Here is a 24357-nt window from a genome sequence, read left to right as displayed (position 1 = left end):
TTTTAGCCTCCCTGCTTCGCGTTGCCGTCGAGCGTTGCGGCATGCCTTATCGCTTCGCGAATGCGGACATAGGTGCCACAACGGCAAATGTTGCCGGACATGGCATTGTCAATGTCGGCATCCGTGGGAATAGGCGTCTCCGACAGCAGGGCCGCTGCCGACATAATCTGGCCAGACTGACAGTATCCGCACTGCACCACATCGAGATCCTGCCAGGCTTTCTGAATCTTGCGGCCGTTCGTGGTAGTGTGAATCGCCTCGATCGTCATGATCGCTGAGCTACCGACGCTTTCCACCAAGGTTTGACAGGATCGCGCTGCCTCGCCATCAATATGGACCGTGCAGGCGCCGCACTGCGCAATGCCACACCCATACTTAGTGCCGTACATCCCCAGTACATCGCGGATGACCCAGAGCAACGGCGTATCGCCATCGACGTCCACGCGGCGTTGCTCTCCGTTGATATTTAGATCGTATTCCATGAACTCCTCGCTTGCGATTGCTTTAGCCGTTGGATTCAGACGCTCACTCCGCACTCAAATGGCGCTCATCAGACGCGCCATCGATGGCGAACTCCCGGTTGGGGCTCTTATGCACTGGGACTGAGCTCCGCCTGGGCTGTGGTGCGTCGCGGCTTCGCCTGAAGCTTGAACCAGCCGGTGGTAGCCTCGATTACCGCCCATAGCTTGCCCGGGATAGCAATACTCGGAACCTTCGATGGACTGAGGGCAGTGTCGATCCGCTCATCGAGATCGCTTTTTGCTAGCTCGACCCAATCCGGGTTCACCACCAGGCCCTGACCGACGGCAACCAGCGAAAGCCCCAGCTCCATGGCGTTCGCAGCCTGATCGGGCTTCCTGATCTGACCGGCGGCAATGACGGGCACGCGTCCGCCGACGCGCTCGAGAACCAGCTTCGCTGTCGTCTTCTCTCCCGTACCGCCGATAGGCTTGGCCTCAAGTACGCTCGCCAACGAAGCATGAATATAATCGACGCCGCAATTGACGAGGCTCTCCACGAGCAGAAGGGTCTCGTCGATCCGCAGTCCGCCCTCATCCGGTTCTTCCGGCGAGATGCGGTAACCGAGAAGAAAAGGGCGCTTGGCGCTGGACTCTATGACACGCTTGACCTCCCGCAACACCGCCAGCGGAAAGCGCATGCGGTTTTCAAGTGAGCCGCCCCACTCATCCGTCCGCTGGTTGAATCGAGGCGAAAGGAAGTTCTGAATCAGGAAGCCGTGCGCGCCGTGCAGCTCGATGCCATCGAATCCGGCCTCAATGGCGCGCCGTGTTGCCTCGCCGAACGCGCGAATGACGTCGAGTATCTCACCATGCGTCAGCGCCCGAGGCGTGACCGAGGGGCTAAAGGGGCCTGCCTCGGTGGTTATGGCGCTCGCGCTGACGACCTCGCCGCCTGGAACCAGTTCTGAGACGGCCTTGTTTCCAGCGTGAAATATCTGGAGCAGCGCGGGCGCGCCACCGCTCTTGGCGGCCTCCGCCAGCCGTTTCAAGCTCGGACCGAACCTGTCGTCGTACGAAGCGAACTCGTCGGTGAAGCCAATGCCGTTCGGCAAGACGTGGCTACATCCCGTGATCACGAGGCCGACTCCGTTCACCCTGCGGCGGTAGTAACCGACCTCCTCGTCGGAAACCGTCCCGTCTGGATTACCGGCCCAAGTCGTCATGGGAGCCATGACGACACGATTGCGCAGAGTCATTCCCTTGGCGAAGATGAATGGTTCGAAAAGTTTCGGGTGTGTCTTGCTCATTGTCTCTCATCCGCTTGCCGATGTAATGGCGTGTGGTGTTGGCGAATAAATAGAGGAGGACATGGACGCTGATTAGTCGCTATAATCTGCATGAAGTTATAAATGGGGTTTATAAATGAGAAAGGGCGACTTCAGTGAGTTGGCCGTATTCATCGCCGTTGCTGAAGAGGGCAGTTTCACTCGTGCGGCCGCAAAGCTTGGCCTCTCCCAGTCGGCACTCAGCTATGCCGTCCGCATGCTGGAACAACGGCTCGGTCTGCGATTGATCTCGCGAACGACGCGCAGTTTGTCGCTGACGGACGCAGGCGAAAGGCTGCTCCTCAGCCTGCGTCCGGCATTCGATCACATCGATAGTGAAATTGCCGCCATAACCGCACTTCGCGACAAGCCTGCAGGCACGATCCGCATCACGACCTTCCGGCATGCCGCAAGAATGGTGCTCTGGCCCGCTCTGGTAAAGCTCCTGCCTGAGTATCCCGATATCAACGTCGAGATCAATGTTGATGAAGGGCTCACCGATATCGTCGCTGGCAGATTTGACGCGGGCATCCGCCTGGGCGAGCAGGTCCAGAAGGATATGGTGGCAATTCGGGTGAGCCCGGATATCCGCATGGCGGTGGTTGGCTCCCCATCTTACTTTGCCAACCGAAAGGCTCCCGAAACGCCGCGTGACCTTAGCGAGCATAATTGCATAGGCTACCGTCAGAGCACAGGAGGCGGGCTTTATGCCTGGGAGTTCGAGCGTGATGGTATTGAACTTGAGGTCCGGGTGAATGGGCCGCTTGTCCTCAACGACAATGAACTGCTGGAAAACGCTGCCCTCGATGGGCTGGGACTGGCTTACACGTTTGAAAGTCAGGTTTCCCAGCACATTGCCGACGGACGTCTGATCCGTGTGCTGGAAGATTGGTGCCAGCCATTCTCCGGCTATCACCTTTACTACCCAAGCAGACGACAACATACGCCGGCCTTCCACCTCCTGATCGAAGCACTCCGCTGTAGAGGGTAATGGCGGTCCCGGTCGAGACGAACGGGATCGAACTCGCGATCCGCGGTTTTAAATGGAACAAGCCCTTCAACGTTCACGCTGATTTCGGCGTCTGTTCAAAACTGGCACCCCTTGATAAACGTTCGTTGGAAAATGGAGCGAATTTTCCGCCGAATCCGATTGGTTCCTGGAATTCTACAATCACATTTCAGAGCATGTCGGGATGAGCGATTTCCATTGATCGCCTTGACGGGATCCGAACATCCGGCCGCCACCGGCATTCGCCGCCGAAAGGCCGACCCGGCTCATTGGCGAGGTGGCGTTTTGTTTGACGATCGGGCCGCTAACGCATGTTGAGCAGCGCCGATCCCGTTGTTTCAAGGGCAAAGGCTATTTTTTGAATGGTGTCGAGGGAAATGTTGCGCTTCTCCCGTTCGATGCCGCTGAGATAGGCCTGGGTCAGTCCGGTGCGCAGGGCAACCTCTTCCTGCGAGATAGCAAGCTCTGCCTGGCGGATGCGCATATTGCGGGCGAGAAGCTTACGCAGCGCAAGAGGGTCGAACGTGTCCATTGCGATCGGGATTCATGATCGGCTCGCCAGAGCCATCTCCAGTTTTCTGTCGTTTGTACGATGCTGCCCTGAAGCATCGGTGCAGAAAGCGGCATCAGGCTTCGCGGCGATGTCGGCGATAAAGCGACGCGGTTTGTCCATCGCCACCCATACCTGCTTGCGGGCACTGGCGTTGATCAAGTCGCGCGCTTCGGCCAAATCATCGAAAATGAATACGGGAACATTCATATCGCCGCCTCTTCTATCTGTCGCTTGGTGTCGGGGGTGTTCCCACCTGGTTAAATGGGTCCAGGTTGGCGATGGCTCATCATCCCCACCATCCTTATCCCGCTCGTCCTCACGCTCACCTTTTATAGCCGTAGATTGCGTCGTGAGGATCGCCCTGCACATAGCGGTTGCGCTGGCATTTCGGTCCGTCGGGGTTCACCAAAGCGTGTCCTCGATGGGCTTCCGTAGGGCGTCAGCTCCGGCAATGAAGATAAAAATATCCTGTTCGCGGAAATGGTCGCCCATCGCGTTGCTCCTATGGCGTGCTTCGTGCTATCAATTGCGCACCATGCCCAACATTGGGCCCTTTGTCAACACCATGCACAACGTTGGGCATAATGCCAATTTCTTCCGCACAATGTCGCGCCGGTCGGGCGCTTGTCGAAATGGATCAAGCCAAACTTGCCGAGGCTGCAAATATTTCACGAAATACAGTCGTGGACTTTGAGAAAGGGCGACGGACGCCCAACACCAACAATCTCTTGGCGTTGCAAAAAGCCCTTGAAACGGCAGGTGTAGTTTTCGTGGATGAAAACGGAGAAGGTCCGGGTGTAAGGTTGAGGAAAACCGTCACCAATTGAGACGCGCATTTTCAATTGGCGAGTACGCGACGAGCTGTTCAACGAGAATTCGCTCAATCATTCCTCGAAGCGGGCCATTGCTGAACGAGCGGACGATTACAACTGGATGCGAAACCGGGCTGACATGCTAATGCCCATCACCGCAACAGGCACCAACGCTGCGCAATACGAGAGCTTCGCATGAGAGCATGCAGTTCCTCTTGAGACGTTATGCGATCTTTTCAGCACAAACCCGAAACAAGGCGTGAACTGAGCCGGCAATGGATTTCAGGCCGAGATTAACCGCGGGAAGAAGCGCCGTGTCGCCAGACCGGCCTGACGCAACCGCGGCGGCCAGCAGCCGGCCGCCATGGCGCATGTTTGAAGGACGCCATGCCATGCCACAGGCGACCAGGGCGCATTCGTTGTCAGGCGGCGGTATGCAACGGAATTCGCAAGATGGGTTGTGAAAAAGTTTGAGTTGACCGTTTTCGATGGCGAGGCGACACTTGCAACCCGCAGCAAGTCAAGAGGAAAAACGATGGACGAGCCAGACCGCTGGCGCCACATGGCGAGCGCGCCGAAAGACGGCAGTCGAATCCTCGTAACGATTCGCCCATCCGAACAGGGGCAGGCAGAAGTTGATCTTGCCTATTGGTCGAATGGTGACCAGTTCGGTGCCGAAGGCTGGCGCGCCTCTGATTCCTCACCCGGTCGGGTCGTCGAATATGCCGAGCCAGAATTGAAGTGCTGGATGCCGATGCCCTCGGCCAATCTTAATCGCACTTCTATGCCCTCACCCTGGGAAGGCGAAGATGCCGAGCAGCTCGACGGTTCAGGGATTTAAGAACTCACGTCGTTGCAAAGTCTCGATACGCGGCCGATGCCTGAAATGGCCCGGCGGAATGGTCAGCTTGGGCGACAAATTTTGAAGATTGCCAAAAACCTTCAGCCGGAAAGAGGACCCTGTCCGACAGTTTCTCAGTCTCCTACCCAAGAAGCGAACTCGCGGTATCCGCCCCGCATGGACCCGGCGCTGTCAGCATCGCCATTATAAGCCGCAGATTGTATTTGCCGTTGGAACATTTGCCCATAAACCAGTGGCTTCTCATCCTTTGGGAGCAGATGTTCCAGACGAGATGGGATGGTTGCCGCCCTCCCCTGACGGCATCGCAATGTGCCAATGTTGTGGTGCGTTAACCCACAAAGCGGAGAAGGCGGCAAAATGAACGATACGATGATTGGTGTGGACCTGGCAAAGAGTGTTTTTGTGCTCCACGGAGCGTCGATGCTTGGCGAGGTGAAGTTCCGCAAAAAGCTGTCCTGGTCGCAGTTTCTGAAGTTTATAGCGGATCAAGCACCTGCGGTCGTGGTGATGGAAGCCTGCGGCAGCGCGCACTACTGGGCTCGACAGGTCGTGGAGTTCGGCCATGCGGTGAAACTGATTGCACCACAATATGTCCGGCCGTTCGTGAAGCGGCAGAAAAACGATGCGGCCGACGCCGAGGCGATCGTGATCGCAGCGCAGCGGCCGGAGATGCGCTTTGTGGAACCCAGGTCGGAATGGCAACAAGCCAGGGCGGTGCTGTTCCGGGGCCATGGTGACCTGTCGCCGGTGGCACGCCTCTGACATTTTCTTTCAGCCAAGCGGTGCGGCACAAAGGTCGGAGAGGAGACTGAGGCTGCGACGGACGATCGGGTAGGCCAGGCTGGCGTTTCGGAAGCAGGCGCCTGAGCGAAACGTCCAGATGGTTTCGGCATAGCGGAGGGGAACGAGACCGTATTGACGCGCAATCGCCTCCACTTGCCGGGGAGCCGACATGAGAAGGTCGGTTCCCCTGACAATCTCGAAGCCCGAGGTCAAAGCGCCGACCTGAACGGCGATGCGGGTCTCGCGGCATCCGGCAGCTGCGAGGTAGGTATTGATCCTCGCATGCACCATGTCGTCCTTCTTGTAGACCAGCCAGACGGCCTCACTGAGGCTTAGGGGATCAATATCGTCGCGGGCGGCAAGGGGATGTTCCGATCGAACATAAATCGCCGTTTCAACATCGAGCAGCCAGAGGCGCTCGATGTTGTCGGGGGGCTGGCCATCCAGTGACCCAAGCAGGAGATCGATATCGCCCGCGATCAGCTTCGGCATTTCGGAATCGTTGACGCCTGTATCCATCTCGATCCGGGTTTCGGGAAACTCACCCGTCAGCCGACAGAGGAGTTGGGGCACGATCAACGGATGATAGGCCGGGCCCGCGCCGATCCGGAAAGTGTCGAGGCGACCAGCCGTGATGGCGCGAATCTCCTCCTTGGCAGAATTCCAGGCGCGTTGCATCGACTTCGCCTGGGCCAGCAGCACTTCGCCGGCCCATGTTAAACTGCACCCTCGCGCATGCCGATCGAAAAGGGGCGCGCCCAGATCGCATTCCAACGACCGCAACGTCTTGGTCAGAGCCGGCTGCGTAATGTTGAGTGCGCAGGCAGTTGCGGTCAGGCTGCCCGTTTCGGCGATTGTGAGAAAAACTTTTACACGGCGATCCACGATATAACCTCAAGTTATGGATATAAGCAAAATATATCATTTTTCGGAGCGACTGTGGAGCAGCTATGGTCAGCGTTCGATGGTCAGCTTGGTCGAAACCGATGCGCTTCATTTTGGTCCTTTTTGATTCGTTGAATCGTCGCGCCCTAGGAAGCTATGGAGGGACGCTCCCGACGCCCAATTTCGATCGTTTCGCCGCGCGGGCGGTCACGTTCGATACCCACTACGTCGGCAGCCTCCCTTGCATGCCGGCGAGGCGCGACATCCATACCGGCCGGCTCAATTTTCCGCATCGCAGCTGGGGCCCGCTGGAGCCCTTCGACAATTCCTTCGCCGAAATCCTGAAGCAGGGCGGCGTGCATACGCATCTCGTCACCGATCATGCGCATTATTTCGAGGAAGGCGGCGCCACCTACCACACGCGCTATTCGACCTGGGATTTCATTCGGGGCCAGGAAAACGATCCCTGGAAAGCGATGGTGCAGCCGCCGCTCGAGCGCTTCCGAGAAAAATTCGACCAGAGACATTACCCCTTCGGACATGACATCGATGCCTCTTCGCGCATGCGGCTGCAGCACGCTATCAACAAGGAAACCATGCGCGAGGAAGCGGACTATCCCGGCCCACGCTGCTTCGCCGCGGGCCTCGAATTCCTGGAAGCGAACAAGGACGCCGACGGCTGGTTCCTGCAGATCGAATGTTTCGATCCGCACGAACCCTTCGACGCACCCGAACGGTTCCGCCAGACCTTCGAGAGCGGTTGGCGGGGCGGCGTGCTGAACTGGCCTTTTTACGAGCATGTCACCGATAGCGCGGAAGAGGTCGCCGAGATCAGGGGCAACTACGCCGCGCTGGTCGCCATGTGCGACGCCTATTTCGGCCGGCTGCTCGATTTCATGGACCGCGGCGAGATGTGGAATGACACAGCGCTCGTCCTCACCACCGATCACGGATTCCTGCTCTCTGAGCATGATTGGTGGGGCAAGAACCTGCAGCCCTATTACGAGGAAATCTCACACATCCCGCTGATCGCCCATCATCCGGACTTTGCGTCGTTCGCCGGCAGCCGCCAGGCGGCGCTGACGCAGACCTATGATCTGATGCCGTCGATCCTCGACTGCTTTGGAGTGAAAGGACCAGCCGAGGTGCAAGGGCGGTCCGTGTTCTCGATCCTGCGCGGCAAGGGGCGCCTGCGCGAAGTGGGGATTTTCGGCATGTTCGGCGGCCCGATCGGCGCAACCGACGGCCGCTATGCCTACTACATCTATCCCGAGGATCTCTATGCGACCGGCCTCCACGAATACACGCTGATGCCCATGCATATTCGCTCGATGATGACGGCGGCCGAGCTTGCCAGCGCCGAACTGGTCAGCGGCTTCGGCTTCACCAGGCAAATGCCGCTGCTCCGGATCGACGCGACGCGGGACTCCCGCCGCATTCCGAACGTCGATCGACGGGTCTTCGAGAACATGGGAACGCAGCTTTTCGACCTCGCCAAGGATCCGCAGCAATTTGCGCCGTTTCGCGACGACAGCGTGGAAGCCGGGCTACGCGAAGGCATCCGAATGGTTCTGGAGACACACGAAGCGCCCCCGGAGATCTACCTCCGCTATGGACTGGGCGGACCTTCTCACAAGGCCACCAGCATGCTCCGGCGCCATTGACCCATGGGAAAGTGCATGGCAATGTACACGTGTACATTGAGGCGCTGGCGAGTTTCGGGTTTATTTGCGCACGTGAACAATTGTCATTCAGCTGTCAGCTTGCGGAATTAGGAGTAACTGCCAAGCCAACGAAGACGGCGTCTTTGAATGCCAATCGTCCCTGGCTACCGGCAAGACAAGGGAGGAACACAAGATGACGAAACTGGGATTGACCATCAAGGCGGCCGCTGTCGCCGTAGCGCTCTTTAGCGGCACAGGGCTTACGGCCGCGCAGAACGTCACGATCAGCGTCTGGGCCGGCGGAACCGGACCGAACGACAATTACCGCGTCGATGCCATCGACATTGCTGCCGACATCTTGGAGCGAGAGTACGCCATCCGCGGCAAGGAACTCAGCATAGCCGTCGAAAAGAAGACCTATCCAACCTGGGATGATTTCAAGCAAGCACTGACCCTCGCCGCCGAAGCCGGCAATGCTCCCGATATCGTCGTCACCGGCCACGAAGACATTGCGCCTTGGTCGCAATCTGGGCTCATCGTGCCCGTCGAGAACTACCTCAATCTCGACGCCTGGCCGATCAACGACATGTATGAAAACCTGATCAAAATCTCGTCCTACGGCGGCGTGCTTTACGGGCTTCCCCAGGATGCGGAATCGCGTCCCTTGTTCTTCTGGAAGCCGCACATGAAGGCGATCGGCTATTCCGACGCTGATCTCGATGCGCTCCCCTCCAAGGTCCAGTCGGGCGAGTATACGCTCGCCAACGTCATCGAAGACGCCAAGAAGATGCAGGACAAGGGCGTGGTCAAGCCCGGCTACGGGTTCTACCCGCGCCCGAACAACGGTCCCGACTACTGGCAGTTCTACACCAGCTTCGGCGGCGTGATGGAAGAGGGCGGAAAGCTCGTCCTAGACAAGGCCGCGATGCAACGCTTCTACCAGTTCTTTGTCGATGCCGTCGCTGCAGGCGTCACCCGAAAGAACCATATCGGCACGCCGAACGACCAGTGGTTCGCCGAAGTGGCGAGCGGGAAGGCTGGCATCTGGCATGGCGGTACCTGGCACTATGCCCGCTACGTCAATCAGGAGGGCCTGACCGACTTCTTCGGCAACGTCGCCTTTTCGCTCATCCCCGCCGGTGAGGAAGGAAAGGCGAATACGCTTACCCACCCGCTCGTCTATCTGTTGACAAAGAATAAAAGCGAGGAGAATGCCGGGATCGCCGCGGAACTGATCAAGATAGCGTCGGAACCGCGCATCAACGCGCTTCATGCGATCAAGTCCGCGCATCTGGGCATCACCAAGCAGGAGGCGAACGTTGATCTCTATAGCAGCGACCGCTGGGCGCGCGAGGCGACGGAGCGTCTCCTGCCCTATGCCAACGCCATGCCCAACAACTCGGATTTCGGTACCTATTGGAACGCCATGTGGAAGGGCCTTGAGAGCGCATGGACCGGCCAGAAGGCGCCAGGGCAGGCGGTTCAGGATCTCGAGACCGAGCTGAAGAGCTCGCTCGGCGAGGCGATCGTGGTGCGCTGATCATTCAGCAGGGAGGACAGTGTGAACAGCTCGCGAAACCTTGGCCTCGTGCTAATGGCACCGGCAATCGTTCTGGTGGTCCTGTTCTTCCTCGTGCCCGTGGCGTTGACCGCGGTCTTCTCCTTCACCACCATGAGCACCTCCACCGGCATCACGGGCGGCGCTTATCAGCTTGCGCCGAATGCGATCCAGAGGCTGCGCGACCAGTTCGGCATGGTCGAACTGGCTCAGAAACTGGGTGAACCGAGCTTCGTGATTGACGAGCGGGGACTGGCCACTCTCGAGGCGAAGGGCGTCGCGCCGGGGATTGTCGCGGAGCTTCGCAGCAATCACTTGAATGAGACGTTCACGGTGCGCCGAGATGTCGAGCGCATGATCCGCAGCCTTCGCGAGCGTCCCTCTACACCGGAGGTCAAGTTGATCTCGGCCGAGTTCAGCCGGTCCCTCGCCAACGCACGCTTTGCGGACGAGGCCGCGCTGTTTGCCGCGGTCAAAGCCATCGATGCGCAACTCACCGAAGACGAAAAGGCGGCACTTGCGGCCGCGAGCTACTCAGGCTGGACGTGGACGACCGAGAACTTCAGGCGCATGGTCTCTACGCCCGATACGGCGCGGACGCTGTTCAACACACTGGCCTATGTCAGTCTGACGCTAGTCCTTTTCAACACTGGATTCGCAATGATACTGGCGCTCGCCGTCCACTACATGCCCGAGCGGCCCGCCGGCTTCTTCAGGATTCTGTGGCTTCTGCCACGCATCACGCCGCCCGTCATCTACGTGCTGATGTGGAAGTGGCTGGCTTGGGACACCGGATTCCTGAGCGCCGTGCTCGATGATTTCGGCGTGCGGCCGCGCAACTGGATGCTCGACTCCGCGGCCAATGCGTGGGTTGTCGTCGTGTTCATCAATGGGCTCGTTGGGGCGTCCATGGGAATGCTGATCTTCTCCTCCGCCATCAAGGCCATACCGCAATCGCTCTTCTACGCCAGCGAAGTCGACGGCGCCTATCGCTGGCAGCAGATCAGGCACATCATCCTGCCGCAGCTTAGATGGCCAATCCTGTTCGTGACCTGCTACCAGACGCTGTCTCTGCTGACGTCATTCGAATATATCCTGTTGTCCACCAATGGCGGTCCCGGCGGGACCACCGAAGTCTGGGCGCTCGCGATCTACCACACCGCGCTCAACAACTACGCCGGCAACCTTCAATACGGCTACGGCGCGGCCATGGCGCTGGTGCTGGTGGTTATCGGCATCGTCCTATCGCTGGTTTACCTGCGGCTGTTCAACTACGGCGCGCTCGTGGCCCGGCCGCTGATCGAGCATTGAGGCAATGATGACCGGCAATTTCCGCAGTTGGCCCGTGGTGCTGGCACTTTCCCTTCTCAGCGCGCCCCTCTTACTGATGTATGCCTACCTGATCGTCGACACGATTACCAATTCCCCGGTGGGCTCCTTCGTCCCAAACGAATTCACCCTGGAGCACTGGAGCTTCCTCTGGGAGACGCCGCGCGGCCGGCCGAATATCTGGCGGGTCACACTGAATTCACTAGTCTTCGCGACGTCGTCCTGCCTGATCGTGCTTGCCGTCTCGTCGACCGCGGGCTACGTGTTGTCGCGCCTCAACGTGCCCGGACGCAGCTTCTTCCTTGCCGGCGTCATGGTGCTGCATGCCTTTCCCGCCATCACGCTGATTGTCGCAATCTTCCTCGTGCTACAGATGGTCGGGCTCTACAATTCGCTCGTCGGCGTCATCCTGGTAAAGGCCGCAATCGACATGCCCCTGGGCATCTGGATCATGAAAGGATTCTACGACACCGTGCCTTGGGAAATCGAGATGGCCGGCATCCAGGACGGGGCGAGCCGATTCAGGGTCTGGCACAGTCTGGTGCTGCCGCAAGTGCGCCCCGGCCTGTTTGCCCTCGGGCTGTTCTCATTTCTGCTGGGGTGGAGCGAATTCATCCTGCCCCAGGTTCTCGCACCGGGCAACCAGGTGCAGGTGCTGTCCGTCTACCTCGCGTCGCTGATCGCCGATGACAACAATTTCGACATGGCGCTCTTCAAATCGGTGGGCCTGTTCTACATCGCGCCGGTGCTGATCCTGTTCTTCGCCTTCCAGAATTATCTCATGAACATCTACGGTGGGGGGACGAAAGGCTAATGCGCATCCTGCTCGACGGATTCACAAAATCGTTCGGCGCTGTGACTGTCATCGAAAACATGAAGCTGGAGATCAAGGACGGCGAGATGCTCGCCCTGCTCGGACCCTCCGGCTGCGGCAAGTCGACCACGCTGTTCGCGATCTGCGGCATCCACAAGGTGACAGGCGGCCGCATCCTTTTCGGCGACAAGGACGTAACACGCATCGCCCCACAGGAGCGAAATGTCGGGGTCGTCTTTCAGTCTTATGCACTCTATCCGCACAAGACCGTCGAGGAGAACATCGCCTTCCCGCTCCAAGTCAGGCGGCTGTCCGCCGACGAAATCAGCCGGCAGGTGAACGAGATGGCGCGGCTCGTCCATATCGAGAAGCTTCTCGGCCGTCGGCCGGCTGAACTTTCGGGCGGCCAGCAGCAGCGCGTGGCGCTGGCCCGCGCGCTGGTGCGCCGGCCGGACGTCCTGCTGCTCGACGAGCCGCTTGCCAATCTTGATGCAAAACTTCGGCTGGAGATGCGTTCGGAAATCCGGCGCATCCAGCTCGAAACTGGAATCACCGCCGTTCTGGTCACGCACGATCAGGTCGAGGCGATGAGCATGTGCGACCGCATCGCCATCATGGACGCCGGCAGGATCATCCAGATCGCAACGCCGTCGGAAATGTACGAGAACCCGCGGACGGAATTCGTGGCCGGGTTCCTCGGCAACCCGCCGATCGCGTTTCTGAACGGTGTGGTCGGCGACGGCGCGATCGACATATCCGGTACCGACATCCGGCTGCCTAAATCGGCCGGTGCGCTACCCTCGTATGGCGCGCGTGTCGTGGTTGGGATCAGGCCGGAAAATCTCGGGCCTGCGGGGGATGTGCCGGTCAAAGGGCGCATTTCCTTTGTGGAGACCCAGGGGCGTGAGAACCTTTATGATCTCACACTTCCCAATGGCCGTGTTTTGCGGTCGATCCAGCCCGTGCGTTCTGATGTCGGACTGAACGACGAGGTGGAATGGTTCATGCGATCCGACAGGATTTTCGTTTTCGGAGAGGATGGGGCAAGGCTGTGAGAGCAACTGTCGCTAACGATTTCATGGGGCGGTTCAAGTGGCCAGAAAGCTTGAGTTTTCCGCTGACGATCGGTCATCGCGGCGCGAGCGCGCATGCGACGGAGAATACGCTGAATGCATTTTCGCTCGCTTCCAGTCTCGGCGCCGAGATGTGGGAACTCGACACGCAATTGACGAAGGACGGCGTCTGCGTCGTCAGCCACGACGACAATCTACTGCGTGTCTTCGGAATCGACGCACGCATTTCGGCGCTGACCGCCTCGGAGCTTGCAGCTCTCCCAAGTGCGCAAGTGCCGGCTTTCTCGAAAGTGGCGGCGCTCGCCCGCAACCTCGACACGGGCCTTTACGTGGAGTTGAAGGCTGCCGGGACTGGCATTTCTGCTTGGCGCGAGCTCGAGGCAAATGACCAGAGCTTCGCGGTGCTGGGCTCCTTCAATACGAGTTTTGTGCGCGAACTGCGCGACGCGGGATGTCCCTATCCGCTTTCGGTCCTGGTCCCGCTCGGGGTCGATCCCCATGAAGCTGCGGACGCTGCGGGCGCCGACATCATCCACCTATGCTGGGAGCGTGGCGGTAACCGGCCGCAGGATCTGGTCACCACGGAGCTTCTCGAACGCGCGAAGAATGCCGGTCGCGGCATTGTGCTCTGGCACGAGGAAAGGCCGACGATTATCGATGATCTCATAGGTTTGCCCGTCCTTGGCATATGCTCCGATCGGCCGGAGTTGATAAGGGCAGCGGCGGACAAGGCAGCGGCAGCATGAGGTCTTCAGACAATCCGAGCCGGAAGGCGACCTCATTCGACGTCGCGCGTCAGGCCGGCGTGTCGCGGGCGACGGTCTCGCGCACGTTCACGCCCAATGCCAGCGTCTCCCCGGAAACGCGAGAGAAGGTCCACAAGGCAGCCAAAGAACTCGGCTACCGCGTCAACTACCTCGCCCGCAGCCTCATCAATCGCCGTTCCGACCTTGTCGGGATCGTGGTGGCAGGCATGGATAACCCCTTCCGGGCGCAGCAGGTCCACGAAATCGCCAAGGCACTGGTCAGCCGGAATTTTCGCCCTATCCTTCTGCCGGCTGACCAGGGCGAGAGTGCGGATCACGTCATGGACCAGCTCCTGCACTACAACGTTTCGGGGGTGCTGGTGACCTCGGACGCGCCTCCGACGGAACTCTGTCGGGAGTTCGCCGTCCATGGCATTCCGATCGTTCTGATCAACAAGGGCGACCCGATCCCGCTGGTCGATCGGGTCATTTCCGACAACGCGACCGCCGGCCGTGTCGCCGCCGAAACACTCGTCGAGTGCGGAGCGAAACAACTTGCCGTCCTCAGTGCTTCGCACGTCTCTTATGCAGCGCGCCACCGCGAGGCGGCCTTCGTTGCGCGGGGCATGGACCTCGGTTGCGCGCCGCGCGTCGTACCGGTCTTGATCAACGACTATCAGAACGGTCTCGCAGCGGGCCGAGACCTCGACGGTATCGACGGACTGTTTTGCATCAACGACTATATGGCGTGCGGAGTGATCGACGCGCTGAGAACCAAGCCACAAGATCCAAAGAACCGAATCAGGCTCATCGGGCACGACGACATTGGCCAGGCAGCCTGGCAGGCCTACGGCCTCACCACATTCCGGCAGCCATGCGATATTCAGGCGAGCCAGGCCATCGACCTGTTGATTAGCCGTATGGCAGACCCCGAACTCGAAGAGCGCACGGTGTTGACGCCAGTGACGCTGGTGCGGCGAGTCACCGCCTGATGCCCGGAAAAACCCATTCCGTCGGCGCGGCCGCCATTGCTGCCCGGCTCGATTTCGCCCGCGAACTGGCGCGCTCCGTTGGCCGCGAAGCGGAAGCGTTCCGCAACACCGCCGATGCCGTTGCCCTGGGGGTTTCGGCGAAGGGCCCGCAGGACTTCGTCACCGCTGCCGACCGGCGCGCAGAGGACACGATCAAATCTGAACTGGCACGCGCCTTTCCCGAGGACGGATTTGTCGGAGAGGAGACCGGCGGGAAGCCGACCCAGGCCGGATTCTGGGTGGTTGACCCGATTGACGGTACCGCCAACTACATTCGCGGGCTCAGACACTGGGGCGTGTCGATCGCCTATGTCCATAATGGCAAGGTAAGGGTTGGTTGCGTCTTCGACGCCGCATCCGGCAATGTCTACTCCGCGTCGCTGGGGGGCGGCGCCTTCTGCGAAACCCGTCCGGTCAAGGTATCCCTCCGATCTGACCCAACCGAAGCGCTGGCGATTGTCGGTTATTCGCGGCGAACAAGCTTCGACGTTTATCAGACCATGCTGAGGGGCTTGCACGAGATCGGCATCGAATATCGACGGCTTGGATCAGCGGCGGTCGGGCTGATTCGGGTGGCCGACGGCATAGCGGACCTCTACTTCGAGGCGCACCTCAATTCCTGGGACGTCCTTGCAGGAGTGCTAATCGCGACCGAGGCAGGCGCGCAGGTAACAATGCCCCCATTGGCCCGAATGCTCGCCGAAGGCGGCGCGATTGCAGCTTGTGCGCCCGGAATGGTCCGTCACTTTGGCGCACTTTCAGACAGATTCAACAAAAGGTAGCCCCGTGACCGCAAAGTCAGCCTGAGCGGATGCGTGTCACATAGGCTCGCTCCGTCGCGACCGCCTCGTCCGTCGTGATCTGGTCGACACCGAGCGACAGCAGCCGGGACAGGTCACGCCATTCGCCATCATTGAAGCCGGCTTCGGGATCGGACAGGGTGAAGGTCCAGGCATCGACGCATTTGCCTTCATCATGACAGATGGCGACAAGATCGACGCCGGCGTGGAGCGTGTGAAGCAGGAGCTGCCACGACAGATAGACGATCTCGGGTTGAGCCGGCCCGCGAATTTCCGATCGGAACTCCTGCAGCGCCGTTCGGATATCAGCCTTTCGGAAGAGATCGACAAGCCGATCCGTCGGATCAATCCCGCGACGGATTTGCGGCAGTTCGTTGCTGAGAGCGAGGATCAGGTCGCTGCACGCACCGCTGATGACGAGCGGAACATGCTTGCCGGCGAAAGCCTGCTTCAGCCGCTCTACGCCTTCTCGCTGCACCGCCGCCAACCTGTCTTTCATGTCGAATTGCAGCAAGGCCTCCGGATGCGCGCCGTCCAGAAGGGCGGTCAGATCGCCGAGAAGGAGCAGCGGGCGCGCATCTGGCGCCACGCCCGGCAGATCGCGGTCGTCATAACGAATGGATGCGAGCTGGTTGCACGACCGTTCTGCCACGACACCACTACCATCTGTCTCACGTTCCAAGGCCGCATCGTGCAGAACGGCGAAGTCGAAGTCGCGTGTGACGCGCAAATCGATTTCCATCGAAGCGCCGAGTCGCATGCCTTCGCGAAGATTATTGCTGCCGAATACGGGATCGCTCATCCGGCGCCTGAGGCGGTGCCACTTCAGCGCGACGCGCCTGCCGTCGAAATCGAGCGAAATTCCATGAGACATGAGACTCTCATCCTGTTGCTGTGCAAGGCCTGTGTCGCATGGCACTTAATTAAGGTCTTGCAAATGACCACTCGCTATTGCCTGTACAATGTAGAATGTTAGGGACAAAAGTTCGTTTGAAAATGCCGATAATAGCGGATTTTCCACCGATGCCGATTGGTTCCTAGAATTCTACAATCACTCTTCAAAGCATATCGGGATGAGTGATTTCCAATGAGCGCCTTGAGCGGAGTCGAATTAACGAAGCCATCGGCTAGATTTTCACTTCCAGCGCGCCGAGCGCCAGGAACACCGTCGATCTAGAGGCTTCGTCTCGAGCACCTCGGGCAGGTTCTGTCCGCGCCGATCGAAGCAGCGGTTGGCAATTAAGCAGCACGGAATCGCCGGACCATGCATGACGGTAGCAGGCATTGTTTCGGCTCCTTCGGTCGGATGTCAGGATAGACACGCGATTCAAGCGGAAATTCGCCACGTGTGTCGCGCTGCAGTTAACCATGAGAATTCCGACTTAGTGTTCGCGCGGGCGGGCATCGCCACCAACATCCGTATTCCGCTATGTGATGCAAAGATGCGGATACGACAGTAAACGGAGGCAGGAGGCTTTGACCGGCCCCCTCTCACCTCCTTTTTTTAGAACGATTTCAGACGGCCACTGCGGGGAAACGCAGCGGATACCGCCGCTTACTTCTTCTGAGCGGCCTGACACTCCCGCAATGCCTTGAACGCGGCATCGGTACCAGTGAGGTCAATTACCAAGGCATCACGCCCTTTCGCGGTGATCGTCAGCTTTTTCTTCTTGGCAAGACCATAGATGAAATCAAGGTTGTTGAAGGGAACGGATGCACCGTCGAATCCCTCTATCTCCTGGCCGGTAGCCACGCCCGTAAACTGCTCACCATCGACATCGAATACTACCGAAAGCTGTTCACCTGCGGTGATCTTTTCGGGTTTCTTGGAGTAAAGCGCCAGATAGCCGCGCAGATCAGCGGTAGCATCGATGCCGATCTCCACTTGTGCGCCAGCGTCGGGGTTTTGCCGGGCGATCAGGCAACCAGGCCCCATCTTCTCATTGACAAATATGTCCCAACCGGCGGCCTTGCCATATTTCTTGAACATTTCCTGGGCCTCACATGGAACGGTGAGGACCGCAACTGCCAGGACAGTCCGAACTAATAAATGCATGATCTCCTCCTGTGTTCTGCTTTGAACGAAACCGACGCAAAGATGTGTGCGACGCATCAAAATCTCTAAGATGTTTGGGTATGTCCCAAGAATTCAAATCGCCGAGAGTCGTTCTTCCCGGCATCAGGACCAAGAACCAACGGAACCATAGCTTGTGGGCAGCGGTACCGTTTGATCGTGAGTATTTTCGACCAGTGAAATCCTACGGTGGGCAATTAACAAGTACGTAACTGTAACTATGCGGGAAGTGGTGGGTTCGCAGCTGCCCCTTAAGAGTCCGCTGATCTAGCATACTATGCCTTCGCGCTGAAAGTGGCGGTATATATATTGGCCAAATGCTTGACCATTCGTCCCGAACGTCTTCGCCGCCACGAGCTGCGGTCTTAAGAGGGTCCATCGGGCAGGTCATATATCTCACCCATCACGGGCACCTCTGCGAGATCGCGACAGAAGGTTCTTCCGAGTATATGAGTTCACGAATTGACTTGTATAAGATGTTCAACTTGCCCGCTTTGTTGGTCTTTGAGTTCTTGAGCTAATTCGATCCTTGATTGTCCAGATTTCAATCCAATGACTCCTTAGGAACTTTTGCAAGATGACCCAGTCAGATCTGTCGATACAGAATGACGCGACCGGTTGGGATGAGCTGCAGAATATAATCGAAGTCACTGACATTCCCGGTGAGAACCGTAAAGCCAAGCTTTTGAGCCTGTAGAAACAACACGCAGTCATGAAGAGCGCGAAGACGCGCATCGGCTTTGTAGCCTTGCAGCCGACACAACATGCCAGAAAGCAGGGCGGCTCTGCCCAAAACATCTGAATCGGGTGCGAAAGTCCGATGGGAAGGCATATCCTTCACAGTTGTAGCGATCTGGTTAACCGCTGTCTGTGTGCCTGGATGATTGGGATCCAGCACGCCAACGGTGTGCATGAGTTCCTGAATTGCAATCGTCGAGTGATTGACCTGCCTGAGCGCAAGCATATCGGCGATTAAGCGGGGGGCGCGGCCCTGCAAACCATCAATGTATACGCTTGTGTCGAGCAGTAGGTCGGGGCCCGCCTCGGCTGCGTCAGCAAGAAAGGGCAGATCGCCATCCTTGCGACGACTCAGAGTTTTTTTAGGATCGAACTGTGCCCAGCGAACGGCTGCAACAAAATCGAATTCAGCCAAATCAGAATCCGAGCTTCAGAGATGGATCCACTGTTCCCTGTGTTTTGCGGAATGTCTCCGCAAAATTGTCCTCGAGCGCCAGACTTGCAAGAGCAAATTCCACGAGCTCCGTGTCGGAAGTCAAACCGGTCCTGGCCTTCGCCTGCTCAATCAGCTCTGCGCTCACACGCCCGGCGATGCGCCCAGTTTTCTCTTCCAGCAATCCGGATCGCTTGGCGCTCTCAATGACGGCTTGGATGCGTTCCCGCTGCCGTTTCAGCACTTCAATGCGCTGCAGCTGTTCTTTGCTCGGACGACGCACGCGTTTGGTAGTTCCACTTGTCCGTCCTTGGCGGGTGCGGAAGGCGAGCTTAGCAGTCATGATGGCACTTCCTGTGTTTAACAAAAACCAATTTTGTTAAACATACTACAATCGTCCGGAATTTCAAGGAACAAGAAAAACTAAAGGCCGCACCTAAGTCGCCTTGTCCCGCATCAAATGATGCAAATGTTGAAAGCCAGACTGATGGGTAGTCGTGGTCGAAACCAAACGCACCACAAACAGCGAGTCCGGGAAGGGTCTTTACCGACATCAGCGCTTGGTCTTCCATTTCGCAACGATGCTGGAAATCGTCCGCTGGGAGAATCGGTCTCATCAGCAAGCTCCGGTGCCGTTAGCGCATCAAGGCCTGTAACTGAAATGCGAAAGCAGAAATTCAGCACCCATCTCTGCCTTACCGTTTCAAATTGAATGCTAAGTCAGAAGCCACAGGAAATCTGCCCCAGGAGAGCGGCTTCCGGCGAATTTTTCGAATTGCAGTCCTATTGTGGGAAGAAAACGCTCGCCTGATGCGAAAGCGGCTCGGTCATGTGTGTCCCCTTCCGCCCGGCAATGTCTGCGCGCTTCTCAAAGACCCTCATCCAGCCTACTCTGTTCCGACCAGTGGGCAAATGGGTCGCTGATCTGGGACATGACGGCCAAAGACTCAAAGAATTCGCCCATTGGCCAACACTGAGCAGGATATTAGGAGGTAATGATGGATCTCAAGGACAGGCGCCTCTGGTACGGCGTAGCCGTGATCGTGGTATTGATCGTGATTGCCTATGCGACTGGTTGGTTTGGCGGGACGCCGACACCGCCACCGCAGTGAGAGCAATCGTCATTTGCGCCGAATTTTCCGGTATCGCCTTTTATTCGTTCTAGGGACGATTAGATCAGTCGTTAAGAAATCTGCGTGGTGACCTGACCACGAAGGAGCCAATGCTCGTCGCGCTTCAAAAAGTGAGTAAATCCTATCGAACAGCAGAAGGGCCGTTGGAGGTCCTGCGCGAGGTTGACCTCGGGCTGGATGTCGGCCGAAGCCTTGCTTTGACCGGAGAGTCAGGCAGCGGCAAAAGCACACTTTTGCACCTGGCGGCAGGGCTGGATCATCCAGACTCCGGCCGCATCGAAATCGCCGGTCAGGATATCTCGCAGCTGAACGACGTCGGCCGCGCCGCATTGCGGCGCGGTGTGGTCGGACTGGTGTTTCAACAGTTCAACCTGATCCCTTCGCTTGATGTAGCAGCCAATCTTTCCTTCCACGCGCGCCTTGCCGGACGCTACAATTCGGCTTGGCAATCGGAATTGGTCGAGAAGCTTGGGCTTGAAGCCCTGTTGAAGCGCTACCCCGAACAGCTCTCCGTCGGCCAGCAGCAAAGGGTGGCGATCGGGCGGACCCTGGCCGCGCGTCCGAAGCTGGTGCTCGCCGACGAGCCGACGGGCAATCTGGACGAGGCAACCGGTGATGCGGTGCTGGCGCTGATGCTGGAACTGGTGGTGCAGACCGGGGCAGCTCTATTAATGGTGACGCATTCGACGCGGCTTGCCGAACGGCTCGATGCACGGGTGCACCTTCAGGCCGGGCGGATCGCCTGATGTTTTATGCGAGCATGTCTGCCTTGCTTTCCCATTGGCGCCGGCAGCCGATGCAACTGGCGATGCTGCTCATGGGTCTCTCACTGGCGACCGCCCTCTGGTCGGGTGTTCAGGCGATCAATGCTGAAGCACGCGCCAGCTACAATCGTGCAGCGTCGATGCTTGGACAGGATCGCCTCGAACAATTGGTATCGGCGGACGGGAAAACAATCCCGCAGCAGGTCTTTGTCGATCTCAGCCGGGCGGGCTGGCTGGTGTCTCCAGTCCTGGAGGGTCAGCTGCGTCTCGGCGCCGCGCGGCTGCACGTCCTCGGCATCGATCCTGTGAGCTTGCCGCGCGAAGCGCAGCAGGTGGATCTGGCAGGAGGCGATAGTCTTCTGCCGTTCATCACCCCACCGGGGCTGCTCTACGTTTCGCCAGCCACGGTAGAACAGCTGCCAGGCCAGCAAACGCCGCCATTGCAGATCGCAAAAGACCTGCTGCCGGGCATGGCAATCACCGATATCGGGATAGCCCAGTCCCTGCTCGGCAAGCCCGGCCAGATCAGCCGCCTGATCGTCTCGCCGGATCAGACCGTCGATCGTGCCACGCTTGAGACGACTGCGCCGCAACTGACGCTGAAGAAACCAGACCCCCAGGGCGATCTGGCGAGACTGACCGACAGCTTCCACATGAACCTGACCGCGTTCGGCTTTCTGGCCTTCGCGGTCGGGTTGTTCATGGTCTATTCCGTAATCGGGCTAGCCTTCGAACAGCGCCGCTCAACCTTCCGGACGCTGCGTTCGCTCGGTCTGTCGGCGCGATCGCTGACGGGTCTTTTGCTGACAGAGCTGATCATGCTGGCGCTGGTGGCAGGCGTTGCCGGGGTGGCGCTTGGCTATCTCATCGCATCGCTTCTTCTGCCGGGAGTCGCCGCAACCCTGCAAGGTCTCTATGGTGCCAGTATTCCGGGGGCGCTGACGTTGCGCCCGACATGGTGGTCGACGGGACTGGGCATTGCGGTTTTCGGAACACTTTTGTCGGCCGCGCAAAGTCTCTGGCGCATTTGGCGCATGCCTCTGCTGACACCGGCCCAACCGCGTGCATGGGCGCGGGCGTCGGAAGGTGCGTTTCGCATCCAGGCGATAGCCGCGATTGCGCTTTTTGCTTTGACGCTTGCGCTCGCTCGTTGGGGTACGGGGCTGATCGCCGGATTTTCCATCCTCGGCGGCCTGCTTCTGGGAGCAGCGCTAATATTGCCGCTCCTGCTCGCGCTGTTCCTGCTCGTCATGCAGCGATGGTCGACGAGACCCGTGACGGCGTGGTTCTGGGCGGACACACGCCAGCAATTGCCCGGCCTTGCGCTGGCGCTGATGGCACTCTTGCTGGCATTGTCCGCAAATGTCGGCGTGGGAACAATGGTGTCAAGCTTCCGCTTGACGTTTACCGGCTGGCTCGATCAGCGACTGGCTGCCGAACTATACGTCACGGCACGAACCGAGACTGAGGCTACCGCCCTTCGCGAATGGCTCACACCTCGGGTAGACGCCATCCTCCCGGTCTGGAATGTCGAAGGCTATGTCCTGGGACAACCAGTGCAGATCTTCGGCGTAGCGGATGATGCGACCTATCGCGACAACTGGCCCCTTTTGCAGGCGACGTCCGACGTTTGGGATCGTGTGGCCCGCGGCAAGGCCGCTTTGGTCAATGAACAGTTGTCGCGCCGCGCTCATCTAAACATCGGCGATCCTCTCATCCTTCCCGGCGGCTGGACGACGGCGATCGCGGGAGTTTATTCGGACTATGGCAATCCGACGGGACAGGTCATCGTCGGCATAGTTGCCTTGACATCGCACTATCCGGACGTCTCCCGGCTTCGCTACGGTCTGCGCTTGGCCCATGCAAAGGTCGCCGGAGTGGGCAGCGAGCTGCGCAAGCAGTTCAATCTTCCTGAGCAGAACGTGGTTGATCAGGCGAGTCTCAAACGCCGGTCCATTCAAATTTTCGAACAAACCTTTGCTGTGACGGCGGCGCTGAATGTGCTGACCCTCGCGGTTGCGGGCCTGGCCATGTTTGCAAGCCTGATGACCCTGTCGGGGATGCGGCTGCCGCAGTTGGCACCAGCCTGGGCGATGGGATTGACGCGGCAGCAATTGGTCCTGCTTGAATTGGCACGAGCCATGGTGCTCGTCGTCATTACCCTGCTTGCTGCGCTACCAGTCGGCATCGTGCTTGCCTGGGTATTGCTCGCGATCGTCAATGTCGAGGCATTCGGATGGCGGCTGCCGCTGCATCTGTTCCCGGCCGACTGGCTGCGGCTTGGGACGATCGCGCTTGCCGCCGCGCTGCTGTCGGCGCTGATCCCCCTGCGGCGTCTCGCGCGGGTCACGCCCACCGATCTTCTGAAGGTCTTCGCCAATGAACGCTAGATCTTTGCTGTCGACACTCTCTGCAGCAATTATGCTCTGCAACGCTTTCGACGGCACGGCTAATGCCCAGGGCTTTGCCGGCCTTGGTACGACCGCGGAGGGATTTGCGGTTCCTCAGCCCGGGATCGCGTTGAACTTTTCGGTCGATCATGGGCCGCATCCGAATTATAGGATCGAGTGGTGGTATCTAACGGCAAACCTGAAATCCGGCGATGGCACGGAGTATGGCGTACAATGGACGCTCTTTCGCTCAGCACTTGCACCGGGCGAGAAGACCGGCTGGTCGAGCCCGCAGGTCTGGATGGGCCACGCGGCGTTGACGACGCAAAGGCAGCAGTATGTCGCCGAGCGCCTCGCGCGTGGTGGAGTCGGCCAGGCCGGCGTGACCGCCTCGCCCTTTGCGGCCTGGATCGGCGATTGGCAGATGCAAAGCTTGGTGGGCGGCAGCCAACAAGACGCGCTGTCGGATATCGAGCTCAAGGCTGCTGGTGCGAAGTTTCGTTACGATCTACGGCTTCACGCAACCGGTCCTCTCGTTCTGCAGGGCCAGAACGGCTACTCCGTGAAATCCGCAAAAGGGCAGGCAAGCTATTATTACTCGCAGCCTTTTTACTCCGTCGAGGGCAAGCTTGATCTGCCGGAAGGCGAGGTTGCCGTCACAGGGCAAGCGTGGCTAGACCGGGAATGGTCGTCACAGCCGTTGGCAGCAGATCAGACCGGATGGGATTGGTTCTCTTTGCATCTCAACAGCGGTGAAAAGCTGACGGGCTTTCGCCTGCGGGATGGCGGTAGCGGATTTACATCCACAACATGGATTTCCGCAGAAGGAAAGCCGACGCCGTTACCTCCAGGAACACTGAAGCTGACGCCGCTCGACACCGCGCGTGTGGCCGGTCGCGATATCCCGGTTGCATGGCGCATCGAATTGCCATCTCGCAATCTCAATATTACCGCGACCGCGCTCAACCGCCAGGCGTGGATGGCGACGCGGACACCCTATTGGGAAGGTCCAATAAGCTTCAAAGGCTCCCATACAGGGCGGGGATACCTCGAAATGACCGGTTACTGATTGTATTCAGCCGCAGCGACTTTGCCGTAAGATATTGATCGAAGGACCGAG

The 24357-nt window shown here is 58.9% G+C and carries 23 protein-coding genes and 1 pseudogene; 15 read left to right on the top strand and 9 right to left on the bottom strand.

The genetic code is table 11. The features are described from left to right. Positions 1-2 precede the first annotated feature (2 nt). Both CU102_RS24850 and CU102_RS24845 read right to left on the bottom strand, forming a co-directional pair. Positions 3-482, bottom strand: coding sequence for a (2Fe-2S)-binding protein (locus CU102_RS24850; protein ID WP_106713757.1), 480 nt, complete (start codon positions 480-482; stop codon positions 3-5). Positions 483-589: 107 nt separating this feature from the next. After that, positions 590-1768, bottom strand: coding sequence for an NADH-dependent flavin oxidoreductase (locus CU102_RS24845; protein WP_106713756.1), 1179 nt, complete (start codon positions 1766-1768; stop codon positions 590-592). A 115-nt stretch (positions 1769-1883) separates the two neighbouring features. Here CU102_RS24845 and CU102_RS24840 point away from each other — a divergent pair, with 115 nt between their 5' ends. Continuing rightward, positions 1884-2777: a LysR family transcriptional regulator gene (locus tag CU102_RS24840; protein WP_106713755.1), complete on the top strand. Its 894-nt coding sequence runs from the start codon at positions 1884-1886 to the stop codon at positions 2775-2777. A 322-nt stretch (positions 2778-3099) separates the two neighbouring features. Here CU102_RS24840 and CU102_RS24830 read toward each other — a convergent pair whose 3' ends face one another. Further along, on the bottom strand, positions 3100-3327 hold the full coding sequence (locus CU102_RS24830) for a helix-turn-helix domain-containing protein (protein ID WP_106713753.1): 228 nt from the start codon (positions 3325-3327) through the stop codon (positions 3100-3102). A gap of 12 nt (positions 3328-3339) precedes the next feature. Then, complete coding sequence (locus CU102_RS29520) at positions 3340-3555, bottom strand: hypothetical protein (RefSeq protein ID WP_133624756.1); 216 nt, start codon at positions 3553-3555, stop codon at positions 3340-3342. 377 nt (positions 3556-3932) lie between these two features. Here CU102_RS29520 and CU102_RS24820 point away from each other — a divergent pair, with 377 nt between their 5' ends. From CU102_RS24820 to CU102_RS24810, 3 genes and pseudogenes are all read left to right on the top strand, one after another. Then, a complete protein-coding gene (locus tag CU102_RS24820) occupies positions 3933-4175 on the top strand; it encodes a helix-turn-helix transcriptional regulator (protein WP_106713751.1) in 243 nt (80 codons plus the stop codon). A 520-nt stretch (positions 4176-4695) separates the two neighbouring features. Beyond that, the gene (locus CU102_RS24815) at positions 4696-5001 is read left to right on the top strand and encodes a hypothetical protein (protein ID WP_106713774.1); all 306 of its coding nucleotides are present in this window, start codon (positions 4696-4698) and stop codon (positions 4999-5001) included. Positions 5002-5379: 378 nt separating this feature from the next. Then, a pseudogene (locus CU102_RS24810) lies at positions 5380-5748 on the top strand (transposase); the annotation flags it as partial. Between the two features lie 45 nt (positions 5749-5793). Here CU102_RS24810 and CU102_RS24805 read toward each other — a convergent pair. Then, positions 5794-6690, bottom strand: a complete 897-nt coding sequence (locus tag CU102_RS24805) for a LysR family transcriptional regulator (protein WP_106713750.1) — start codon at positions 6688-6690, stop codon at positions 5794-5796. Between the two features lie 101 nt (positions 6691-6791). Between CU102_RS24805 and CU102_RS24800 the strand changes: the two genes are divergently transcribed. The 8 genes from CU102_RS24800 (at position 6792) to CU102_RS24765 (ending at position 15687) form a co-directional block, all read left to right on the top strand. Then, on the top strand, positions 6792-8354 hold the full coding sequence (locus CU102_RS24800; protein ID WP_106713749.1) for a sulfatase: 1563 nt from the start codon (positions 6792-6794) through the stop codon (positions 8352-8354). A gap of 193 nt (positions 8355-8547) precedes the next feature. Beyond that, on the top strand, positions 8548-9894 hold the full coding sequence (locus CU102_RS24795) for an extracellular solute-binding protein (protein WP_106713748.1): 1347 nt from the start codon (positions 8548-8550) through the stop codon (positions 9892-9894). Positions 9895-9915: 21 nt separating this feature from the next. Then, positions 9916-11223: a carbohydrate ABC transporter permease gene (locus tag CU102_RS24790; RefSeq protein WP_106713747.1), complete on the top strand. Its 1308-nt coding sequence runs from the start codon at positions 9916-9918 to the stop codon at positions 11221-11223. A 7-nt stretch (positions 11224-11230) separates the two neighbouring features. Then, on the top strand, positions 11231-12055 hold the full coding sequence (locus tag CU102_RS24785; protein WP_106713773.1) for a carbohydrate ABC transporter permease: 825 nt from the start codon (positions 11231-11233) through the stop codon (positions 12053-12055). Next, the gene (locus tag CU102_RS24780; protein ID WP_106713746.1) at positions 12055-13110 is read left to right on the top strand and encodes an ABC transporter ATP-binding protein; all 1056 of its coding nucleotides are present in this window, start codon (positions 12055-12057) and stop codon (positions 13108-13110) included. The genes CU102_RS24785 and CU102_RS24780 overlap by 1 nt, the downstream gene beginning before the upstream one ends. Positions 13111-13133: 23 nt before the next feature. Beyond that, a complete protein-coding gene (locus CU102_RS24775) occupies positions 13134-13874 on the top strand; it encodes a glycerophosphodiester phosphodiesterase (RefSeq protein ID WP_106713772.1) in 741 nt (246 codons plus the stop codon). Next, positions 13871-14866 carry a LacI family DNA-binding transcriptional regulator gene (locus CU102_RS24770; protein ID WP_106713745.1) on the top strand — a complete coding sequence of 332 codons (996 nt, stop codon included), beginning with the start codon at positions 13871-13873 and terminating at the stop codon, positions 14864-14866. The genes CU102_RS24775 and CU102_RS24770 overlap by 4 nt, the downstream gene beginning before the upstream one ends. After that, positions 14866-15687 carry an inositol monophosphatase family protein gene (locus tag CU102_RS24765; protein WP_106713744.1) on the top strand — a complete coding sequence of 274 codons (822 nt, stop codon included), beginning with the start codon at positions 14866-14868 and terminating at the stop codon, positions 15685-15687. Before CU102_RS24770 ends, CU102_RS24765 begins: the two co-directional genes overlap by 1 nt. Before the next feature lie 16 nt (positions 15688-15703). Here the strand turns inward: CU102_RS24765 and CU102_RS24760 are convergent, their stop codons facing one another. From CU102_RS24760 to CU102_RS30620, 4 genes are all read right to left on the bottom strand, one after another. Then, entirely contained in the window at positions 15704-16579 is an 876-nt protein-coding gene (locus CU102_RS24760) for a glycerophosphodiester phosphodiesterase (protein WP_106713743.1), read from the bottom strand. Positions 16580-17260: 681 nt separating this feature from the next. Beyond that, a complete protein-coding gene (locus tag CU102_RS24755) occupies positions 17261-17761 on the bottom strand; it encodes a hypothetical protein (RefSeq protein ID WP_106713771.1) in 501 nt (166 codons plus the stop codon). Positions 17762-18365: 604 nt separating this feature from the next. Further along, positions 18366-18932, bottom strand: coding sequence for a type II toxin-antitoxin system VapC family toxin (locus CU102_RS24750; protein ID WP_106713742.1), 567 nt, complete (start codon positions 18930-18932; stop codon positions 18366-18368). Position 18933: 1 nt separating this feature from the next. Beyond that, complete coding sequence (locus CU102_RS30620) at positions 18934-19293, bottom strand: hypothetical protein (protein WP_245425527.1); 360 nt, start codon at positions 19291-19293, stop codon at positions 18934-18936. A gap of 879 nt (positions 19294-20172) precedes the next feature. Between CU102_RS30620 and CU102_RS24740 the strand changes: the two genes are divergently transcribed. The 3 genes from CU102_RS24740 to CU102_RS24730 are packed head-to-tail and all read left to right on the top strand — an operon-like array spanning position 20173 to position 24306. After that, on the top strand, positions 20173-20829 hold the full coding sequence (locus CU102_RS24740) for an ABC transporter ATP-binding protein (protein ID WP_106713741.1): 657 nt from the start codon (positions 20173-20175) through the stop codon (positions 20827-20829). Further along, positions 20829-23237 (top strand): ABC transporter permease, encoded by a 2409-nt coding sequence (locus CU102_RS24735; RefSeq protein ID WP_106713740.1) that lies wholly within the window; start codon positions 20829-20831, stop codon positions 23235-23237. The genes CU102_RS24740 and CU102_RS24735 overlap by 1 nt, the downstream gene beginning before the upstream one ends. After that, on the top strand, positions 23227-24306 hold the full coding sequence (locus CU102_RS24730; protein WP_106713739.1) for a lipocalin-like domain-containing protein: 1080 nt from the start codon (positions 23227-23229) through the stop codon (positions 24304-24306). The genes CU102_RS24735 and CU102_RS24730 overlap by 11 nt, the downstream gene beginning before the upstream one ends. Positions 24307-24357: the final 51 nt, after the last annotated feature.

It is taken from the genome of Phyllobacterium brassicacearum (assembly GCF_003010955.1).
In the GTDB taxonomy this organism is placed as follows: Bacteria; Pseudomonadota; Alphaproteobacteria; order Rhizobiales; family Rhizobiaceae; genus Phyllobacterium; species Phyllobacterium brassicacearum.
Note: the sequence above shows the minus strand (reverse complement) of the source record. Positions and strands in the feature narration are given on the sequence as shown.

Coding starts and splice junctions, on each gene's coding strand:
- CU102_RS24820 (WP_106713751.1), top strand. CDS start 3,933: ATGCCAATTTCTTCCGCACAATGTCGCGCCGGTCGGGCGCTTGTCGAA.
- CU102_RS24755 (WP_106713771.1), bottom strand. CDS start 17,761: ATGCATTTATTAGTTCGGACTGTCCTGGCAGTTGCGGTCCTCACCGTT.
- CU102_RS24815 (WP_106713774.1), top strand. CDS start 4,696: ATGGACGAGCCAGACCGCTGGCGCCACATGGCGAGCGCGCCGAAAGAC.
- CU102_RS29520 (WP_133624756.1), bottom strand. CDS start 3,555: ATGAATGTTCCCGTATTCATTTTCGATGATTTGGCCGAAGCGCGCGAC.
- CU102_RS24730 (WP_106713739.1), top strand. CDS start 23,227: ATGAACGCTAGATCTTTGCTGTCGACACTCTCTGCAGCAATTATGCTC.
- CU102_RS24770 (WP_106713745.1), top strand. CDS start 13,871: ATGAGGTCTTCAGACAATCCGAGCCGGAAGGCGACCTCATTCGACGTC.
- CU102_RS24735 (WP_106713740.1), top strand. CDS start 20,829: ATGTTTTATGCGAGCATGTCTGCCTTGCTTTCCCATTGGCGCCGGCAG.
- CU102_RS24830 (WP_106713753.1), bottom strand. CDS start 3,327: ATGGACACGTTCGACCCTCTTGCGCTGCGTAAGCTTCTCGCCCGCAAT.
- CU102_RS24850 (WP_106713757.1), bottom strand. CDS start 482: ATGGAATACGATCTAAATATCAACGGAGAGCAACGCCGCGTGGACGTC.
- CU102_RS24795 (WP_106713748.1), top strand. CDS start 8,548: ATGACGAAACTGGGATTGACCATCAAGGCGGCCGCTGTCGCCGTAGCG.
- CU102_RS24740 (WP_106713741.1), top strand. CDS start 20,173: ATGCTCGTCGCGCTTCAAAAAGTGAGTAAATCCTATCGAACAGCAGAA.
- CU102_RS24780 (WP_106713746.1), top strand. CDS start 12,055: ATGCGCATCCTGCTCGACGGATTCACAAAATCGTTCGGCGCTGTGACT.
- CU102_RS24845 (WP_106713756.1), bottom strand. CDS start 1,768: ATGAGCAAGACACACCCGAAACTTTTCGAACCATTCATCTTCGCCAAG.
- CU102_RS30620 (WP_245425527.1), bottom strand. CDS start 19,293: ATGACTGCTAAGCTCGCCTTCCGCACCCGCCAAGGACGGACAAGTGGA.
- CU102_RS24840 (WP_106713755.1), top strand. CDS start 1,884: ATGAGAAAGGGCGACTTCAGTGAGTTGGCCGTATTCATCGCCGTTGCT.
- CU102_RS24800 (WP_106713749.1), top strand. CDS start 6,792: ATGCGCTTCATTTTGGTCCTTTTTGATTCGTTGAATCGTCGCGCCCTA.
- CU102_RS24785 (WP_106713773.1), top strand. CDS start 11,231: ATGACCGGCAATTTCCGCAGTTGGCCCGTGGTGCTGGCACTTTCCCTT.
- CU102_RS24775 (WP_106713772.1), top strand. CDS start 13,134: ATGGGGCGGTTCAAGTGGCCAGAAAGCTTGAGTTTTCCGCTGACGATC.
- CU102_RS24760 (WP_106713743.1), bottom strand. CDS start 16,579: ATGTCTCATGGAATTTCGCTCGATTTCGACGGCAGGCGCGTCGCGCTG.
- CU102_RS24765 (WP_106713744.1), top strand. CDS start 14,866: ATGCCCGGAAAAACCCATTCCGTCGGCGCGGCCGCCATTGCTGCCCGG.